We start from the raw sequence: 19,611 nt of genomic DNA on the forward strand, positions 1-19,611 counted from the left end.
ATTCCTGTTGTTGCACGATATGCCTTGTATTTGCACGATAGTGCTGTTTATGATGCTTACTCTACGAGAGGAGAGCCAAACGTGCAATCAAAACGTGCAGATATACGCATTATCAACAGCGAAACGTTGTCCGACAACTGGTATAACCTGAAAAAATATACTTTTGACCTCCAGCGCAGCGATGGCGACTGGCAGCGACAAGAGCGTGAAGTGTATGACCGGGGGAATGGCGCGACGATCCTGCTCTATAATCGCGACAGCAAAACCGTCATTCTGACGCGTCAGTTCCGTTTCCCGGTGTTTATAAATGGTCACGAAGAGGATCTCATTGAGGCGGCCGCCGGGTTGCTCGATAACCTTGACCCGGAAAGCCGGATTAAGGCCGAAGCGGAAGAAGAAACCGGGTATAAGGTGACGCGCGTAGAGAAAATTTTTGAGGCCTATATGAGCCCGGGCTCGGTTACCGAGAAACTCTACTTCTATCTGGCGGAATATCACCCGCAGGATCGGACCAGCGCGGGCGGCGGCGTTAAAGCAGAGGGAGAAGATATCGACGTACTGGAAATGACGCTGGACGACGCGCTTCGGAGCATTGAAAATGGGCAGATTGTCGACGGAAAAACCATCATGCTGCTCTATCACCTGGCCCTGAAAGGCATTTTATAATCTCACCATTAGCCAGATACCTGCCCCGGCGCAGGTATTTGCCTGTGCTATTCTTGCTGAACACCTCAACATGGAGATGCGAAAATGGCCGACTGGGATCCCTCTCTTTATCTACAGTACAGCGCAGAACGCACACGTCCCGCCGCTGAGTTGCTCGCCCGGGTGCCGCTTGCTGACATAACCTCTGGCGTGGATTTGGGCTGCGGGCCAGGCAACAGCACCGCGCTGCTGAAACAGCGCTGGCCTTCTGCGCAGATCGCCGGCGTGGATAATTCCCCGGCCATGCTGGAGGAAGCCCGACAGGTCCTGCCAGACTGCCACTTTGTTGAGGCGGATATCCGGCACTACAAACCTGACCAGCCGCTCAGCCTGATCTACGCCAACGCCTCACTGCAATGGATCCCGGACCATTACCACCTTCTGCCACACCTGGTTTCACTGCTCCAGTTAAACGGCGTGCTGGCGGTGCAAATGCCTGACAACTGGCTTGAGCCGACGCACGCCCTGATGCGTGAAGTTGCCTGGGAACAGGGCTACCCCGATCGTGGCCGCGAGCCATTGCCGGGTATCCATGCCTACTACGATATTCTGACGGAAGCGGGATGCGACGTGGATATCTGGCGCACCACCTACTTCCATCAGATGAGCTCTCATCAGGCGATTATTGACTGGGTCAGCGCGACGGGGTTACGGCCGTGGTTACAGGAACTCAACGAAAGCGAGCAGAAAAACTATCTGAAACGCTATCTTGAGCTGCTGAAAGAGCAGTATCCGCTCCAGGAGAACGGGCAGATACTGCTGGCATTTCCGCGCCTGTTTATGGTGGCTCAGCGGGTTCCGTAAGCCGGATCAGGAACGCGCTTCCTTGAGCAACAGCTGAATCACAGCCTCCTGCTTGTCGTAGTTCCCCTCGCCAAACGCGGTGTAACGCAGTTGCCCTTTCGCATCGAAATAGTAATGCGCAGGCCAGTACTGATTTCCGAACGCGCTCCAGATTTTGTAGTTATTATCCGTCACTACGCGGTACGGCAGCTGCCATTTGTTGACCGCGTTTTTCACCGATGATAACGGCTTTTCCCAGGGGTATTCCGGGGTGTGGACGCCAATCACTACCAGACCTTCAGACTGATATTTCTTCGCCCAGTCACGCACATGCGGAAGCGTATGCTGGCAGTTGATACAGTCCCAGGTCCAGAAATCGATAAGCACAACTTTCCCCCGCAAGGCCTCAGACGTGACAGGGTCACCGTTTACCCAACCCGTACCGCCGCTTAATGACGGTAGCTGGCTGCTCGGCATCGTGTCAGCGACCGGTTGCAGTTTCACCTGCGTGGAGGTGGGTTGCGCAAGGCTCAACAGGGCATTTTCCAGCTGGTCGGCAATACCGTTGGCACCTTTCAGGGCTGAGGTCATCCCGCTGGCGTTGAACGCAACGGCGGCTAACATCATCACTCCCGCTCCCTGACGCAAACGTGCCATCAATGCGGATTTGGCTCTCAGAGGGGTTATCAGCTTACGGCCCCCCGCGACAAGCAGCCCCAGCATCAACGCGCACCCGCTGCCGTAAGCGGCTAACAGCGCTCCGGTTGCGATGGCCGAGTGGCCCGCAATATTAATGCTGAAGATCGCCCCGAGAATCGGTCCGGCACAGGGGGACCACAGCAGCCCGACGGCCAGCCCTGCCAGAAAAGCCGAAACCAGGCCGCGTCGCTGCATGCTGTGGGTGTTGAGAACGTTTCCCGCGCTAACCGCCGGGCGGCCAATGCGCTGAGCGAACTGCGGAAAGATCAGGGCCAGGGCGGCAATGCTCAATACCAACAGCGCAATCCAGCGACCGATAATGGTGGCGTCAGCGATCCACTCGCTGGCAACCGTTACTACCATCGCCACCAACGTGAACATCACAATCATTCCCGCCAGAAGCGCCAGAATGTGTTTGCGCTGCCCCTGAAAGCCGGCGAACAGCAGAGGAATGACGGGAAGCGTGCACGGACTGAGCAGACTAATCATGCCGCCTAAAAAAGCGATTATCATAAACATAACGACCTCACGATACGGTTGCTGCGAAGATGCAGTGAGGTCATTTCATCGTACGAATGTGTTCAGGCCGTGTGTGAAAAGCTGGATTTTGTCTGCCTGCGTATCGGCGCGGGGTGCAGATACACAGGCGTACAATTAACCGCGCGGAAGGGTCACGCTTACGGCCAGCCCTCCCTCTGCCCGGTTTGCAAGATGCAATTTCCCGTCAAGCTGGGCGGTGAGCTGCGCGGCAATGGCGAGGCCTAACCCGGTGCCGCCCGTTTCCCGGTTGCGCGACGTTTCAACTCGGTAGAACGGCTGTAACACCGCCTCCAGTTCTGCCTCCGGGATGCCAGGGCCGTTATCCATAATGCGGATCGCGACCTGCCTTTCATTTTCATCAATCTCTATTACCGCGCTATCGCCAAACTTTAGCGCATTATCCAGCAGATTGGTCATTACCCGGCGCAATGCCTGGGGACGAGTGACGATCGGCAGACGCGCATTGCGTGCATGAAACTGCACGTTTTTACCAATGTCCTGATAATCACTGGCGATGCTGTTAACCCACGCGTTCAGCTCCAGCTTCAGCGTGGTCTCTTCCAGGGATTCTGATGACCGGGCATAGGCAATCCCCTCCCGTACCAGGCGCGACATATTATCCAGGTCGCTCAGCAGCTTATCGCGGAGTTCGGGCTGATCCGCCATTTCGATCCGCAGCTTCATGCGCGTGATGGGCGTCTGGAGATCATGAGAAATGGACGCCAGAATCTGCGCGCGTTCACGCAGATACGTCTGTATCCGCGACTGCATCTCATTAAAAGCGTGCGCTGCCTGGCGCACCTCAACCGGACCTTTTTCAGTCATCGGAGAATGGGCCGCAGGATCGAGGGAATCAACCGCGCGCGTGAATTGCAGGAAGGGCCGGACAACCTGGCGCACGGCAACCCAGGAGCAGAGCGCGACAAGTAACAGCTGAAGAACCAGCACCACGGGTAACCAGCTGGCGACAGGCGGCATGCGTGGGATCAGATCGATAGTGAGCGGTGCGCCGTCGCGGAGCGTCAGATGGGCCTGAATATGGGAAATCGGCCCTGGCACCGCCGTAAACTGAAGCGGATATTGGGCTGAAAGCGTCTCTTTCAGGGTGCGAATCGCATCCCGCGAGCGCTTGTCCGTTGGCGCGGCGCCTGCCTCGCCGGGGCCAAGGATATAACGATAATTACCGCGACTGAGCCGTTCCAGCCACTCTGGCCGCTCTTTGGCCGGAAGCCGGTCGAGAATGGCCACGCTGGTCGCCACGTCGTTCTCAAGATTGCCCAGCATAACCGTACGCGCGCTGCGCATTCGCTCAACCATGACCAGCGTCAGGCTGAGCGCGTTAGCCAGCAAGAGTCCAAGCAGCACAATGATCAGCAGCCGGGCCAGTAAGGTGCGGGGCCATAGCGTCATTCATTGGCCTCGACGATGGTCACCGGCATGGTAAAAACGTAGCCTTCGCTGCGAACGGTTTTAATGTAGGCGGGCGTGCGGGCATCTTCATTCAGACGCTGTCGCACGCGGCTCACCAGGAGATCAATCGAACGCTCAAACAGCTCGGCATCACGTCCCTGCGTCAGGTTCAGCAGCTGGTCGCGGGTCAGCACCCGTTGAGGATGATCGAGGAATACGCGCAAAAGGCGATATTCCGCCCCGCTGAGCGCCACAACCATACCCTCGTTATCAATCAGATGACGCGCCACGGTATCCAGCTGCCATTCACCGAACACCACCAGGCGCCCTGCCTCGGTCACCTGAAGATTAGGCGGCATAGTACGAAAACGACGCAGGATGGCTTTGATTCGCGCCAGCAGTTCGCGGGCCACAAACGGTTTCACCACGTAATCGTCGGCGCCCATCTCCAGCCCCAGGATGCGGTCCGTGTCCTCGTTGCGCGCGGTGAGCATCAGGATCGGCAGATCCTTATGCCTGCTGCTGCGCAGCTGTCGACACAGCGTCAGGCCATCATCGCCGGGCATCATCACGTCCAGCACCACCAGGTCGATATGCTGTTTGTCGAGCACTACGCGCATCTCTTTCCCGTTCGCCGCGCCAGAGGCGTGGTAGCCGGATTTCACGAGGTAATCGACAATCAGCTCACGAATATCCCTGTCGTCATCGACGACAAGGATGTGATCAATATGCTCCACCGCAGGCTCCCTGATTAAGAGGTAACGGATTGAAAATAGCACATATCAGAGCTTATCCGCGTCGACAACGGCGTTAACAAAGTCCTGCGGATCTTCCTGCGGCGGGTTGTGGCCAACCGTTGCGCCGAAAGTCCGGTGCTCATATTTTCCGGTGAATTTCCCCGCATAGGCTGCGGGTGCAGGATGTGGTGCCCCGTTGTTACCGCCCTCGATGGTGATGGTCGGCACCGTAATGTTCGGCAGCGTAGCCAGCTTTTGTTCGTAGGCGTCATATTTCTGCTCCCCCTTCTCCAGCCCCAGACGCCAGCGGTAATTACTGAGCGTGACGGCAACGTGGTCCGGGTTATCGAGGGATTTGGCGCTCGCATTGAAGGTGGCATCGCTGAATTTCCAGTCAGGCGAAGCCTGGGACCAGATCAACCGGGCAAAATCGTGCGTATTTTTAGCATAGCCTTCCGCACCGCGCGGCGTGGCGAAATAGAACTGATACCACCACTGAACCTCTGCCTTCGGCGGTAAAGGCTGTTTGCCAATCGCCTGGCTGCTGATCAGGTAGCCACTCACCGAGACCAGCGATTTCACCCGTTCCGGCCAGAGCGCCGCAACGATATCCGCGGTACGCGCCCCCCAGTCATAACCGGCAAACACCGCCTGTCTGATATTCAGGGCGTCCATCAGGTTGACGATGTCTTTTGCCATCGCCGCAGGCTGGCCGTTTCGCGGCGTTTTTTCAGAAATAAAGCGCGTGGTGCCGTACCCGCGCAGGGACGGCACAATGACACGATACCCCTTCGCAGCCAGCGCGGGGGCCACGTCTGCATAACTGTGAATGTCGTACGGCCAGCCATGCAGCAGGATCACCGGTTGCCCCTCTTTTGGCCCGATATCGACGTAACCGACGTTCAAATCGCCAGCGTTAATCTGTTTAACCTGGTTAAAGGCCGACGCGTAATCCTTACCCGTCGCTTCTGCCTGACAGGACATCACGATGCCAAGTGAAACGGTCAGGGCGACGGCTGAGTATGCGAGTTTATTAAACATGATGTTATCTCCGGGTAAGTTCAGTTGACGGAGATATAACACCATGCGTTTGTATAGGAGATGTGTGCGGATGCGGTTTTATTGCATACCTGTGTATGTATCACAGACGCAGATACAGTGTGATACAAACCCAGGTATGAAACGACTAAAGCGAGATTCGGTACCGGACGTAATCGTCGGCTTCACCATAGTGGTCATACAGCTTACGCGCCGGATTGTGCATGCGGGTTACCCAGTAGAGTTTTGACCACCCTTCCCGCTTACCCTCATCGATCAGGGCGTCGATAAGCGCTTTACCCGCCCCTGCGCCACGTTCGGCAGCGTCAACAAATAGATCTTCCAGATAGGGGTAAGTTTGGATATCGAAAATTATGTACGTTAAGGTTAATTTTTTGCCATCACGTCATTAGTATATTCACAAACAGACTCGCCATTATTGACTGTATGCTGGAGATTCAGCTCCGTTAAGTAGCCGTCTGCCAGATACAAAACCCGGTCTGCAGAGGCTATGGTTTCCGGGCGATGGGCTATCAGCAGAACAGGAAGCCCCAGTTGACGTAAGGTCTGGCTTATCCGGATTTCACTCTCAACATCAAGGTGGCTGGTCGCTTCATCCAGTAACAGGAATCCCGGTTTCTTGTACAACGCCCTTGCCAGCAGAATGCGTTGTTTTTGTCCTCCGGAAAGCCCTCCGCCGGTTTCACCAATCAGCGTCTGATACCCCATCGGCATTGCCATAACATCGCTGTCGATAAGTGCCAGTCTTGCGCACTGGATCATTCGTTCATAATTTCGGTCATCACTGAAAAAAATAATGTTATCTGCTACAGAACCTTTGAAAAGATGGTCATCCTGCAGTACGGTACCGATACGCTGACGAACCTGAAAATAATCCGGATGCGTATGCAATATGCCAAATGCCCTGATCCTGCCCTCATCAGGGATGTGGATCCCAAGGATAAGCTTCACCAGTGTCGTTTTCCCGCATCCGGATTTACCTGTAATGGCAACGACTTCTCCGGGATTGAGTGTCAGCGACACCCCGCCGATTATCGGATTTTCCCCTCCCTTGTGGCTGAAGATGATGTGCTCAAGTACTAGAGGAGCATGAGCATATTCATCCATCTCCCTGCGGGATACAGAAGGAATGTGCGAAGCGTTGTTATGCTCACGAAAAGGCTGTTGCTGAAGGCCTTCTGTCGGGGTCAGTACAATATCAGCCAGTCGTTCGTTGTAAACATCGAGCATACGCCAGGAAAAAAACTTATCAGTCAGGCTACTGATACTGGAAGAAAAACGCGTCTGATAGGATAAATAAGCAACCAGCATGCCGACGGTGAAGGTTCCATTCAATACCTCCCCGGCGCCTTTCCACAAAATGATTGCTGATACCACGCTGCCGGTAAGAGTGTGAGCAATGTCATAGCACATCAGCAGACGGCTCTGACGCAACTGCGTATTTCTGCGGGCAACGTTGAGATTCAGCCAGGCGGCCTCACGATGTGCCGTCACACCGTTAATTCTCAGGCTGAGGATCCCGTTGAGTGTTTCAAGAAAATGCCCGGACTCCTTGGCACCTGCATCCCAGGCATCTTCTGCCGACTGTCGAAGGGACGGATACCACAGTGCCCTCAACACACCATAGAAAATGGCTGCAAGTACGGCGATCAATGTCATTTCAGGACTGTACAGCAGCATCATGCAAAGCGCAGTCACCACGAGCAACACATCCAGAATACCTTCCAGCACTTGCGTAGTCAGCGCCTGCTGGATGGTATCTACCGCCTCAAAACGAGCATTAATACTCCCCTTACTGCGTGCATCAAACCAGGCCAGAGGAAGATGGACCAGATGATGGAAAACCCGTGCTGTCCACTGCATGTTAAAATTGACGGACAGTGTAATACTCGCCCACTGGCGGGCCAGTGACAGCAGCATCTGGGTCAGTGACATCAGCAGAAGCGCAATAATAATGACGGTCAACAAACTCTGGTCGGCAGCCACCAGGACTTCATCAATCACCAGCTGGTTGAGAAGCGGGCTTCCCAGTGTCAGGATTTCGAGTGCCACGGCAAAAACGATAATTCGCGACATTGCCGACAACAGACCCGGTGTTTTACCTGTCAGTTGGCGCAGATGGATTTTTTTCCTTTCATCCCGAGCGGTAAAATCACTGGCTGGCATCAGCTCCAGCGCGACGCCGGTGAAATGTTTTCCAGCATCCTGTAGGGAGAGCGTTACTTTTCCCTTTTCCGGATCATGAATAACCAGCCTGCTTCCGCGAACTTTATGTAGCACAACAAAATGATTCATGTTCCAGTGGAGAATACACGGGAGAGAAAGGGATCTTAGGTCCTCAAGCTCCAGCCGAACTGCCCGGCTGGATAATCCGATACCGGCCGCACATTCAGTCAGTCTCTGCAGGGTCATCCCTTGTGAGCTGATACTGAAACGTTCGCGCAGTGTGGGTAAGTCTGTTTGCAGACCATGCCAGCAGGCCATCATGACCAGGCATGCCAGACCACATTCCGCTGACTCTGTCTGTCGGGTGAGAGGAAGCTGTTTTCTCCCGGTCCATTTAAGTGTATCCATCACAGCTTTCCTTTCAGGCTCCAGAGCGGCTCAGTCAGCCACTCCCACAAATTGCGGGTATCCAGGCTGACATCCCCCTCAAGAACCATGCCGGGGCGCAGGGCTTCCTGTTTCCCATAAGCCAGAATAAAAGTATTTTCAGGTTCAACGATGACGCGGTAATGACCTTCATTCTCCTTCCAGGTCACAGGAGATACGGAGAGTAAATCAGAAGATGTCAGCGTTGTATGGCTTATTTCACGGATAGTCCCGTACTGCACACCAAACTTCTGATAGGGGAAGGCAGAGAACCGCAGGGCAACACGCTGCCCCGCCTGAATAAAGCCAGCATTCTGACTGGTAGCATAGAGTTCTATCTGCAAACGGGCATTGTCGGGAATGAGGGTCATGACAGGTTCAGATGCCCTGACAGACTGTCCCTGTCTGACCAGCACGGCAGCAACGGTTCCGGATACCGGTGAAGTCAGCGTGAAATTTTCCTTACCTGCCAGTTCGTCCTGCTGTTGCCTGATCACCTGCAACTGCCTGTCCATTTCAGCCTTCCGGCTTTCACCCTGAACGATGAGATGGTCAAGGTCGTCTTTAGCAGCCTCCATCGCGGTGTGCAGTTGCAGAAGCCCCTGACGCTGATCCTCAACGTTTTGCTGTGACGTTGAAACGTCAATCTGCTTCTGCTGGTATTCGATATCTGATACGTAATGCGTATCAGCAAGTTTCTTATAGCGCTCCATAACAGACACGGCCAGCGCAGCCTGATGCACGGCAAGTGACAGACGCTTTTCTGCACTTTTAACCTGAGGTTTCAGGGAAACTATTCGCTGTTGTATGGCATGCTGCTGCTGACTGTTGTCACGCAATTCCAGGGTCTGTTGAGAAGTCAGCATTGTAAACTGAGTTTGTAGGGAAAGTCTTATAGCAGCGAGTGTACCTGCCCCCTGTTCGTTGAAATGTTCACCGCTGATATGATAAAGAGTCTCACCGGCAATAATGTGTTGACCTTCTGAGGCGGTCAATTTGGTTACGTAGCCAGCATATTGAGGAGTGATTTTTACCAGCCCGGATGAGGGCATAACGATTCCGGAAAGGTGAGCCTTACGTGTATAGCTACCATAAAGAATAAAGAGTATCAGGCACAGAAATATGAATAACGTTGTGAGTGCGCTTACTGATAAACCGAATGACGCAGGTAAAACAATCTCACCATAATCAGAATCTGTTTGATGATTTAAAGCCTCTTCCCTGAAGATATTCATATCCCAAATACCCTTCAAAAATTTAACGACAAAACAAAAGCATTCATGCACGAATGAATTATAATAGGATAAAAAAGCCCTCTGCTTCTTATTCTAACTATTAATAGCAATATTGACACCAAAAAAAGAATGGATTGATCTAAAATGTTATAATACTGTCCATGCATCAGACAAAAAGACAATGAAGTCAATATACATGGGATAATATACTTTTTATTAAAAATTGAGTGGAAAACACCGAAGATACAGCCCCTGTATATAATCTCCTCATAATATGGGACTACGAAGGTGGCTATTATAAATGCTATAAAACTAATATGGGAAGGTCCATAATGATATAAATTATCCCTGTAAAGATAAACATTATACTGAACCAGCAAAATGACAAACAACACAACAATAGAAAATTTTATTGAAGCTAAATCTCTACTTGGGCGTAATTTAAAACCATCCAACTTCCTTAAGTAAAAAATATACAAGAAAAATGCAATTGAAAATTCCGCAATAAACAATAAGAAAAATGACACATCGAGAGTAAGATAGCGGAGGGTTATGGATGGCGATAACGTAATTATTATTGAGATAACAGACGCAATAAAAAGAACAATTACGTTTTTCTTACTATAAATGAATGGATAGACATGCCTAAAGATTATCATGTTCAACCTATTATTAATTCATATTTTATATAAGAATCAACAAATATGGCTATGATATCGTAATCATTTTTTGATATCATGCACTTTAACTTCAGTGAACATTTGTAATGATTCTATTCTGCAACACAACAATTTTTATCGGAGTGTGCTTTATTTACTTTTAAACCTATTCATCAAGTTAACGCCCCATCGAGTTACTGCTATTAATACAATCAACGCAATAAGAAACCTTGATATAATCCCTGGCCGTGATACTTCGTCAAACTCAAGAACTTCAGCGTATTTCAAAAGGGTAAATGCGATAATGAAAAAAAATAAGTAAATTAGGAAATTTAAAAATTGTTTCATGCTTAACCCGATACTTGTGATTACATTAACTTTATCAAAAACAATAGCTCATCATGACTACTTCGAATAATCATTAAATATCGAAACACCTAGAATAACATTCAGTTATAATGAGCTTTTAAATTATTATCACACACAACTCAAATTACTTACCAACGGCATTGTCCGGGGCCGTTGTAATTATTACTTTTATCTTTACTACCACGATCTGAAAAACTTTCTTTTGTGCACTGGCCAGCTATAGCTCCACCAATTACCCCAGCGGTCATACCCACTGGCCCCCCAGGAGAGCCGGCGATTAGACCACCGATGATTCCTGCGCCGCATGAGTCAACGCCCTTGTAAATAGAGCCATTGTTTCCTTTTGAATTACCAGGTTTAGAGCTGGTGTTACGACTACCGGCACCTTCATAATTACCGCTTCCATTGCCGCCACTTACTAATGCTATCTCATTAAGGCTTAATGCTCTTATATTCGACATAAATCATCTCCATTTAATTTAGTTTTGCATTTTGTGCTAAAAAAATATCTTACATTACTTAATGTAAAGAAAGTGTATTTATGTAAGCAAATGTAAATAAGCTATTGAACTTCGTAAACCGTAGCTCCATTTGGGAGCAGTTCAGCTCCTGCATGGGCAGGCCTATAACACGAAATCGACCTGGAGGTACGGTAATGTTCAGGCATCTTTTCTGACGTCCAGCGCGCAATCACTTCTGCGTCGTAACAGATTTTACAGCCATGGCGCATCGCTTCGTTACGGACGTGCCAGAGTGTTTCGGCTTCTTCGGGCCTGGCTTTTCTTGGCATTACATACTCCTTTATGGATAAATCTGAATAACAAAAGCACGACCAACTGGAATGTGATATTGATGAAATATCAGAACCCAAACAAATGATAACGCTCAAATATGGAGATCACCGGATGACGATACCCACGCTTACGACAGAACGCTTATTACTTAAACCCCTTGTTGCCGCCGATGCCGTCCAGATCCAGCAACGCTATCCGCGCTGGGAGATTGTCCGCTATATGGTGGCTTCAGTCCCCTGGCCCTACCCGGAAAACGGTGCAGAAAATTATGTCAACAACGTTGCACTGCCCGATATGGCCAAAGGGATTGCGTGGTTCTGGACGATTCGCCGTCGCGAAGCGCCTGACGAACTGATGGGGTTGATTTGCCTGTATGACGTGGAGGACAACAATCGGGGCTTCTGGCTCGCGCCGGAATTTCAGGGCCAGGGATATATGCGCGAGGCGAGTATTGCGGCCACGGATTACTGGTTCAATACGCTCAATAAATCGGTGTTGCGCGCGCCGAAAGCGGCGGCCAACAGCCGCTCCCGACGTATTTCAGACAGCAGCGGCATGCGGCTCATCAGGACGGAGAAGAAAGCCTATGTCAGCGGCCTGCTGGATTCGGAGCTGTGGGAAATCACCCGCGACGAGTGGAATGCCCGTCAGGTCAGCTGATAATGCTTATCCGGCATCAGTCTTTCAGGGATGTTCTCTTCATCGTTCATCTGCAACAGATCGCGCTCCATCATGTTGCAGATGGCGTCCAGCGGCAGATCGTTATCTTCTGTCCCAAACGGATCTTCCAGCTCTTCCGCCAGCGTGTCCAGCGAGATAAAGGTGTAGGAAATCAGCGCAGAGACAAAGGGCGTCATGTAATGCAGATCAACTACCAGCGCAAACGGCAGCATGATGCAGAACAGATACACCGTCCGGTGCAGGATCAGCGTATAGGCAAACGGGACTGGCGTATTGGCGATACGCTCACAGCCAGCCAGCACGATGGACATATCATTCAGGCGGTTGTTGAGGCTGTGAAACAGAATGTCTGAAAGGTGCCCGCTACGCCGCCGTACGGCCAGCCACTCCCCCATGATCAGCAGGATACGGTTCGCCGGCGAGTTGGCGTCCATCACTTTGCGTAAATCGTCAGGAGCCAGATAGCGGGACAGCTGATCGGCATTGGTTTCTCTGCGCAGGGTCATACGCAGACAGTTAGCAAACGCGATTTGCAGGCGGACAAACTCTCCAAGATGTTTATCATCCGGCAAGGTGTTTTTTACCTCGCGAAACAGCGAGCGCGCCGCTATCATCAACTGCCCCCAAAGCAGACGCGCCTCAACGTAGCGCGAATAACAGGCGTTATTGCGAAATCCCAGGAAGATGGCGATAGCCACGCCCAGAATGCTGAACGGCGCGACGGTAAACCGGATACCCAGCGAGGTGTACCACGGCAGCATGACAATCACGGCGATGGAAAGCAGGAAGTTAAGCAGCAGTCGGGTATAAATTTTGGGAAGTACCGAACCATGCCAGACAAAAATCAGTTGCAGCCAGTGCTGTTGAGGACGAACAATCATAATCAGCTTCAGAAAAGTAAAGAGCGCGGCTATTAAACGTGATCCCCCTCACGGTTGCAAGCATGTTAATAGTTCATTGCATTTTCTGACCTGTTAAGCCTCAACCGCACGGTGCTGCATGTGCTTTTTAAAAAAAGAACGTATAGTATGTTGTAACTAAACAGGGTCTTTAAAAAACCCGGCCAACGCCGGGCATTATGGTTAGCAGAGCGGTTTTACCGCATCGCGCATGCCTTTGCTTAAAATTGCATCCAGATCCAGCGCAACCTGGTCTACCAGTCCGTTCACCAGAGTGAGATCCTGTTCCCAGTGCTCGCTCACGCTTAACACTGACGATACCAGTTCACGGGTAGTGACCTGTTTGTCGTGATGTTGCGTCCACAACTGCTGGTAACGTTCAAGCCAGTGCGCATCGTCCTGCACCGGATAGCGCTCACCGTTGCGCTCGGCACGGTAAAATGCAATCAGCGCCGCCAGAGCAAAGGTCAGACGTGCTGGCAGTTTGCCGGTCGCCTTCTGCCCTGCCAGCAGTTGCGGCAGAATGCGGGTGCGGTACTTGGTCATCCCGTTCAGGGCAATCGACAGCAGCTGATGCTTAATGTACGGATTTCGGAAACGCCCCGTTACGGCACTGGCGAAGGAGTGCAGCTCGTCGCGCGGCAGATCCAGGACCGGAATAATCTCCTCATAAATAGCCTTCTCTACGAACGCGCAAATTTCCGCGTCGTTCATGGCTTCCCCCACCGTATCCAGGCCGGCCTGAAAAGCGACCGGAACCAGCGCCGTGTGCGCGCCGTTGAGGATCGCCACCTTACGCTCTTTATACGGTTTGATATCGTCAACAATCAGGACGTTGAGTGGGTATTTATCCAGGCGCAGTTCAGCTGCAAGTGATTTCGGCCCCTGAATAACAAACAGATAGAAATGTTCCGCCGTGTCGAGGAAGCTGTCGTGATAGCCCAGCCCGGCTTCCAGCTCTGCCACCTCATCACGCGGATAGCCGGTAACAATGCGGTCAACCAGCGTCGAGCAGAAGGTGTTAGCATCATTCAGCCACGTAATGAATGCCGCCGGCAGCGCCCACTCCTGTGCATAGCGCAGCACCAGTTCACGCAGGGCATCGCCGTTGTAGTCGATGAGTTCGCAAGGAATGATAATCCAGCCTTTATCCGCTGCCCCGTTAAAGTGGGTAAAGCGCTCGAACAGCAGACGCGTCAGTTTGGCCGGATAGCTGACAGCTGGCGCATCGTCAAACTTATCCCCCGCGTGATAGCTGATCCCCGCCTCCGTGGTATTGGAGAAGACAAACCGCATGTCCGGGTTATGGGCGAGCTTCAGAAATTCATCGTACTGGCTGTAGACGCTGATTTCACGGTTCACGGAACGAATAAGACGCGCATCGCTTACCGCTTCCCCCTGCTCATTCAGACCACGAATAATCGTGGTATACAGGCCATCCTGGGTGCTCAGCGACGGGGGAAAATCGCTCTGGATCGGCCGCACAATCACCACACCGGCATTGAGATCGGTATGCTCGTTTAAGAGGTCGATTTGCCAGTCAACGAACGCGCGCAGGAAGTTACCTTCGCCAAACTGGATGATACGTTCAGGATAGCGCGCACCGGGGAAATCACGACGGTTGAGTGTGTTCACAATGGAGGTCCTTTATGATTAGTCATACAGCCTGATAAGATTGGTGTGATAACTTATCAAAACTTCAGGACCATAACCCCTGTCTGGATCAACTCAGGACGCGATGGTGAAAAATAATCACAGAAATTTATAGAACACCGAGGTCGCCGTCATGTCCCCGTTCGGCATCAGGGCGTAGCGTGGGATCTCCCCCGCCTTTTGCCAGCCTGCTCTCTGGTAAAACGTCTCCGCGCCGCTGCCGGTTGAGGTATCAAGCACCAGTACCGTAAGCGCTTTTTCACGTGCAACCGCCTCCAGGGCTTCCATCAGCGCCATTGCCGCCCCTTTACGGCGCGCGTTCTCATGAACCAGCAGTTTCGCGACATCTGCACGGTGCGGCTGGTTTTCAGGCTGATCGGTGATCAGCTGGACCGTGCCAACCAGCCCCTGCTCCGCATCAAAACAGCCCAGGACGGTACGCTCGTCGCGCCCGACGCTGTCTGCGACGCCGACCCAGAAGGTTTGGGCTTTCCCGGCAGAAAAAGGCAGCATAAAGCTGACGGAGGCGCCGCCGTTGACACAGTTGACCAGGATATCGTTCAGGGCATCGATGTGGGTGAGGATGTCCTGCCGGGAGAGAGGTTTAATCAGCATGGGAGAGTTCATTTCGCGTCCTTAGGTTGAATCTCTCCACTTTGCTATTAACATTTTTGTAACGCAATAAGCGATGACATAGGATTTTGTTATGTCATTTTTCGCCGTGGTGTTGCCGCTTCATGGCGTACATTTGCGCATCCGCGTGTTTTAGCCATGCCTGCATATCGTTGCGGTGATGATCGAACTCGCTCAGCCCCCAGGAGAACTGTAACGACCAGGGATGCAGCTGACGCGCGTTATACTTTTCCGTTTGTTCCACGAGATACTGCATGGCGATCCAGGCGCCAGGCTCATCGGTATCCGCAAACAGCACCGCGAACTCATCTCCCCCGAAACGTACCAGCAGATCGGCCTCGCGGAACGAGGAACGCATCAGGGCGGCCATCGCTTTCAGAGCTTTGTCCCCCTCCTGATGTCCGAAGCGATCGTTAATGGTTTTGAAATGGTCCAGATCCAGCCAGCCAAGGGTTAAGGGTTCTGCCCGACGCTGCGAAACCGACAGTGCAAACTGCGCAAACTGGTTAAACCCGCGACGGTTAAACAGCCCCGTGAGTTCATCGGTTGTGGCCGCGCTAACGGCCGCAAATTCATCCTCTGCCAGCGCGCTGAGATCGGCCAGTACGGCGGCATCCGCCGCGGTAAACTCACGAGGCGCGTAATCAATAAGACACAACGATCCCACGCACGCCCCGTCACGTAAACGCAGCGGGAAACCGGCGTAAAAGCGCACGCCCGGATCTCCCACCACCTGCGGATTATCCGCAAAGCGTTCGTCCAGCTGCGTGTCACTCACCACCAGCGGCGCGTCACCCAGGATCGTATGACCACAAAACGAGAGATCGCGAGGCTGGGTGGCAGGTACCTGGCCGTCGGCAGACTTCACGATCGCGGCGTGGTCATCCACCAGCGTAATCATCGCCAGCGGCACCCTGAAAAAGCGTGTTGCCAGCCGAGTAAGACGATCAAACGCGGGGTAATTGTCGATCTCAAGCAGACCGGACTCGCGCAGAGCATTCATGCGCTCCGCTTCATTCACGGGAATTTGAGGTGCCTTCATAACGTCTCCTGACGCTGAGCATTAGTAAAAGCGTAGCTTAAACAGAGACATTGTCAGTTCAGGAGGCACGATTTACCTCTATGACCAGCCAATGATGGATTACGTTGACGATATACTGTTGTTGCTGCGCACTCAGCGGCACGCCCTGCGGGATAGCGTGCCACTTAGCCAGACAGCCCCGACAGCAGGTTGCCGTGGCATGCTGGGCGATAAAAACCGGATGGCCGCGCATTGGCGTCTGCTTACCGTCATTCACCGGGTGTGCAGGCGCCAGCCGCGCGGCGACAAAATCAGCAGCATGCTTATCGATAGTCTCCGCGCCCTTATCCCAGCAGTATTGCCGCTCTTTCGTCCCTAAATGAAATCGTGAACGGAACGTGGAGCGAGCCAGGCGCGCGAACAGAGGATCTAACGTGGACATCAGTATACGGACCGTCCAAGGCGTTTGGTCAGCTGTTCCAGCGCCGCCACGCCCGCCAGTGAATTTCCGGTCTCGTCCAGTTCCGGGCTCCAGACGGCAATCGCCATCTCGTGAGGGACAATCGCCACGACCCCACCGCCAACGCCGGATTTTGCCGGCAGCCCCACGCGCCAGGCAAACTCCCCGGCATTCTGATACATCCCGCTGGTTGCCATTAAGGCGTTGATCTGCCGGGCCTGCATCGGGGAGACAACGTCCTCGCCCAGATGCGGGGCATGGCCCTGATGCGCCAGAAACAGAAAAGTCTGCGCCAGTTCGACGCAGTTCATCTTCAGCGCGCAGTAATGAAAATAGTTTTGCAGCACCGTGGCGACGTCATTATGAAAGTTGCCGAAGGACTTCATCAGCCAGGCAATGGCGGCGTTACGTGCAGAGTGTTCAAACTCAGAGCGCGCTACCACCGGATCGTAGGCGATGTCCTGCACGCCGGAAAGCTGCCGCACAATCTGGAGCATCCGCTGGCGCGGCGCGCTCAGCCGGCTTTGCAGCATATCGCACACCACCAGCGCCCCGGCGTTAATAAACGGGTTACGCGGCTTACCCTGTTCGATTTCCAGCTGGAGAAGGGAGTTGAACGGCTGACCGGACGGATCTTTGCCCACCCGCTGCCAGATCTCCTGCTCGTCATACTGGCGCATGGCGGCAACGAGGCTAAGCACTTTTGAGATCGACTGAATCGAAAAGCGCTCAAGCGCGTCTCCCGCCTGAAAACGCTGACCGTCGACAGTACAAATGGCGATACCGAGCTTATTACCGCTGACCGAAGCCAGCGCGGGAATGTAATCGGCAACCTTACCCTGCCCCAGTAACGGACGAACCTGCGCCAGAATCTCGTCCAGCATCTCATTATGGATGACCGCAGCCACACTTTGCTCCTTGCCCTCAGGCTAAAACGGGCAGCGAGTATAACAGACGCTTATACGTCACGTCAGGCAGGGAGACGAAAACGCGAGACGGCCTGCAACAAAAGATCGGACTGCTGATGCAGGCGCTCAGAGGCATTTGACGCTTCGCTAACCAGCACATCTGTCCGACGCGATACCTGATTCAGCGCCTGAAGCTGACGGGTCATCTGATGAATGCTGTCCCCCTGATTCAGGGTAGCCAGCGAAATATCATTCAGCAGGCTGCTCAGATTCGCCACCAGCCCGGTGACCTGTTGCAAATTCTCTTCCAGACGGTTTACCACCTGAGAACCTTCTTCAATGCCCTGTAGCGAGTGGTTAATTAGCGCCTGAATGGTTTGCGTAGAGTGACTGCTTTTTCGGGCCAGCAGCCCCACTTCCCGGGCAACCACCGCAAATCCGCGCCCCTGCTCTCCTGCATGGGCGGCTTCAATGGCAGCATTGAGGGCCAGAATGTTGGTCTGAAACGCCACGCTGTCGATCATCGCGACGATCCCGCGCATCTCTGAGGATCGGTCGACGATCGTCTGCATCGAGCCATTCACCGCTGACATCATTTGCTCCCCCCCAGCGGCAGCCTGTCGGGCTTCATCCGCGCGCGAGCGGGCGAGTTTTGCATAACCCGTGTTCCCCTCAACGTGGGTTTCGAGATCGGCGATGTGTGCGGTCACCTCCTCCAGCTCTTTGGCCTGTCGCGTAGACTGCTGATAAAGCTTCTGATTCCCCTGCGCAAGCGATCCGATATTTTCAACCATGGAGGTAGTGGCCTCGCTGACCTGGGTCACCAGTTGCTGGAGCCCGCGCTGCATGGCGGTAATACTGCCGCTGAGCTGGCTGATTTCACGGTTAAAGCGCACAACGTCAGGCGGCGTGCCTGACAAATCCCCTGCCGCAAGCTGGTTAATATGGATAATCAGACGGCGTAGCGGGGATATCACCCACTTCGCCATTCCGAGCCAGACGGCTATGGCAATGGCCAGTAGCACCAGCGGCGCAAACAGGAACAGCCGTTGCAGACCTGAGAGTTGTTCCATGAGCGACTGACGCCCCTGTATCGTCTGCTTCTCACTCCGTTGCTGATAGCGTGCGAAGTTGTCATTAAAATCGGTCTGAAACGCCTGGGCGGGTACGGCGAAAAAGAGGTCAATGCTGTTGGTTTTCACCAGCCCCTCCGCCTGCTCCCGGATGGCGTCGAAAAACAGCTGATAGCTGTTAACCAGCCCGTCGTCTTTCGGCGGGTTAAGCGCAAGCCAGGCCTGCCATGCCTGCTGTGACGCCGCCAGGGATTTTTGCGCCTCGTCCATCAGGCTATGCCAGCTCCCTTCCGAGCCGGTCTCTTTATCCTGCATAAAGTACACGCCGGCGCGGTTGAGCAGATCGCTGGCCGCCAGCAGGGAAATACGGGCCTGATCCAGCCTGCTCTGCTGCTGCCAGGCCAGCTGATTGCGCTGTTCGTTACGCTGGGCTTGATTCAGGGAGGCGGTGAGCAGGAAGGAGGAAGAGAGTTGCAGGGCGGAGAAAAGGCCAATAATACAAAAGATGCCGGTCAGCAGGCCAAACTGACGAGGAATAAAGCGCGGCGCAAGACGGCGAAAAATTTGCGTTAGGTTCATAATTTTCTTCTGTAACAATACGTTAGACGCGAGCGAGTCTACGAAACGAAAATGACAGAACCATTACGCAAAAATGACAGGAAACGTGAACTGCCGGGTAGCGGCCTGGCCTTACCCGGCAA

The 19,611-nt window shown here is 53.1% G+C and carries 19 protein-coding genes; 3 read left to right on the forward strand and 16 right to left on the reverse strand.

What is annotated here, in order from left to right:
* Nucleotides 1-81 precede the first annotated feature (81 nt).
* Nucleotides 82-666, forward strand: coding sequence for an NUDIX domain-containing protein (locus SK58_RS13095; RefSeq protein ID WP_032653590.1), 585 nt, complete (start codon nt 82-84; stop codon nt 664-666).
* 84 nt (nt 667-750) lie between these two features.
* Nucleotides 751-1,509, forward strand: a complete 759-nt coding sequence (gene tam, locus SK58_RS13100; protein ID WP_048220049.1) for a trans-aconitate 2-methyltransferase — start codon at nt 751-753, stop codon at nt 1,507-1,509.
* 6 nt (nt 1,510-1,515) lie between these two features.
* On the opposite strand, the gene SK58_RS13105 is transcribed toward tam, so the two are convergent.
* The 9 genes from SK58_RS13105 to SK58_RS23080 form a co-directional block, all read right to left on the reverse strand.
* A complete protein-coding gene (locus tag SK58_RS13105) occupies nt 1,516-2,706 on the reverse strand; it encodes a cytochrome c biogenesis protein/redoxin (protein ID WP_048220051.1) in 1,191 nt (396 codons plus the stop codon).
* Between the two features lie 135 nt (nt 2,707-2,841).
* On the reverse strand, nt 2,842-4,137 hold the full coding sequence (locus SK58_RS13110) for an ATP-binding protein (protein ID WP_048220053.1): 1,296 nt from the start codon (nt 4,135-4,137) through the stop codon (nt 2,842-2,844).
* Entirely contained in the window at nt 4,134-4,874 is a 741-nt protein-coding gene (locus tag SK58_RS13115) for a response regulator (RefSeq protein ID WP_022651194.1), read from the reverse strand. Before SK58_RS13115 ends, SK58_RS13110 begins: the two co-directional genes overlap by 4 nt.
* A gap of 45 nt (nt 4,875-4,919) precedes the next feature.
* Nucleotides 4,920-5,915, reverse strand: a complete 996-nt coding sequence (locus tag SK58_RS13120) for an alpha/beta fold hydrolase (protein WP_047719556.1) — start codon at nt 5,913-5,915, stop codon at nt 4,920-4,922.
* Nucleotides 5,916-6,060: 145 nt separating this feature from the next.
* Entirely contained in the window at nt 6,061-6,288 is a 228-nt protein-coding gene (locus SK58_RS13125) for a GNAT family N-acetyltransferase (RefSeq protein WP_255299318.1), read from the reverse strand.
* A gap of 11 nt (nt 6,289-6,299) precedes the next feature.
* Complete coding sequence (locus SK58_RS13130) at nt 6,300-8,507, reverse strand: peptidase domain-containing ABC transporter (RefSeq protein ID WP_017382355.1); 2,208 nt, start codon at nt 8,505-8,507, stop codon at nt 6,300-6,302.
* Nucleotides 8,507-9,760: an HlyD family secretion protein gene (locus SK58_RS13135; protein WP_032624257.1), complete on the reverse strand. Its 1,254-nt coding sequence runs from the start codon at nt 9,758-9,760 to the stop codon at nt 8,507-8,509. Before SK58_RS13135 ends, SK58_RS13130 begins: the two co-directional genes overlap by 1 nt.
* A 14-nt stretch (nt 9,761-9,774) precedes the next feature.
* Complete coding sequence (locus tag SK58_RS22370) at nt 9,775-10,419, reverse strand: CPBP family intramembrane glutamic endopeptidase (RefSeq protein WP_032103015.1); 645 nt, start codon at nt 10,417-10,419, stop codon at nt 9,775-9,777.
* A 497-nt stretch (nt 10,420-10,916) separates the two neighbouring features.
* Complete coding sequence (locus SK58_RS23080) at nt 10,917-11,249, reverse strand: hypothetical protein (protein ID WP_075262148.1); 333 nt, start codon at nt 11,247-11,249, stop codon at nt 10,917-10,919.
* Between the two features lie 444 nt (nt 11,250-11,693).
* Here SK58_RS23080 and SK58_RS13140 point away from each other — a divergent pair, with 444 nt between their 5' ends.
* Nucleotides 11,694-12,242 (forward strand): GNAT family N-acetyltransferase, encoded by a 549-nt coding sequence (locus SK58_RS13140; RefSeq protein WP_032619665.1) that lies wholly within the window; start codon nt 11,694-11,696, stop codon nt 12,240-12,242.
* On the opposite strand, the gene SK58_RS13145 is transcribed toward SK58_RS13140, so the two are convergent.
* The 7 genes from SK58_RS13145 to SK58_RS13175 all read right to left on the reverse strand — a co-directional run bounded on the left by SK58_RS13145 (nt 12,230) and on the right by SK58_RS13175 (nt 19,489).
* Complete coding sequence (locus SK58_RS13145) at nt 12,230-13,144, reverse strand: bestrophin family protein (protein WP_003857155.1); 915 nt, start codon at nt 13,142-13,144, stop codon at nt 12,230-12,232. The two genes, SK58_RS13140 and SK58_RS13145, sit on opposite strands and share 13 nt — an antisense overlap.
* Nucleotides 13,145-13,345: 201 nt before the next feature.
* On the reverse strand, nt 13,346-14,797 hold the full coding sequence (locus tag SK58_RS13150) for a tagaturonate reductase (protein WP_048220056.1): 1,452 nt from the start codon (nt 14,795-14,797) through the stop codon (nt 13,346-13,348).
* Nucleotides 14,798-14,914: 117 nt separating this feature from the next.
* Nucleotides 14,915-15,442, reverse strand: a complete 528-nt coding sequence (locus SK58_RS13155) for a GNAT family N-acetyltransferase (protein ID WP_023296618.1) — start codon at nt 15,440-15,442, stop codon at nt 14,915-14,917.
* Between the two features lie 82 nt (nt 15,443-15,524).
* A complete protein-coding gene (locus tag SK58_RS13160; RefSeq protein WP_048220057.1) occupies nt 15,525-16,490 on the reverse strand; it encodes a sensor domain-containing diguanylate cyclase in 966 nt (321 codons plus the stop codon).
* Between the two features lie 58 nt (nt 16,491-16,548).
* Entirely contained in the window at nt 16,549-16,911 is a 363-nt protein-coding gene (locus SK58_RS13165; protein ID WP_003857163.1) for a DUF4186 domain-containing protein, read from the reverse strand.
* Entirely contained in the window at nt 16,911-17,837 is a 927-nt protein-coding gene (gene glsB, locus SK58_RS13170) for a glutaminase B (protein ID WP_023303730.1), read from the reverse strand. Before glsB ends, SK58_RS13165 begins: the two co-directional genes overlap by 1 nt.
* 62 nt (nt 17,838-17,899) lie before the next feature.
* Nucleotides 17,900-19,489, reverse strand: a complete 1,590-nt coding sequence (locus tag SK58_RS13175) for a methyl-accepting chemotaxis protein (RefSeq protein ID WP_048220058.1) — start codon at nt 19,487-19,489, stop codon at nt 17,900-17,902.
* Nucleotides 19,490-19,611 lie beyond the last annotated feature (122 nt).

Source organism: Enterobacter sp. BIDMC93 (genome assembly GCF_001037805.1).
GTDB classification, from domain to species: Bacteria; Pseudomonadota; Gammaproteobacteria; order Enterobacterales; family Enterobacteriaceae; genus Enterobacter; species Enterobacter hormaechei_C.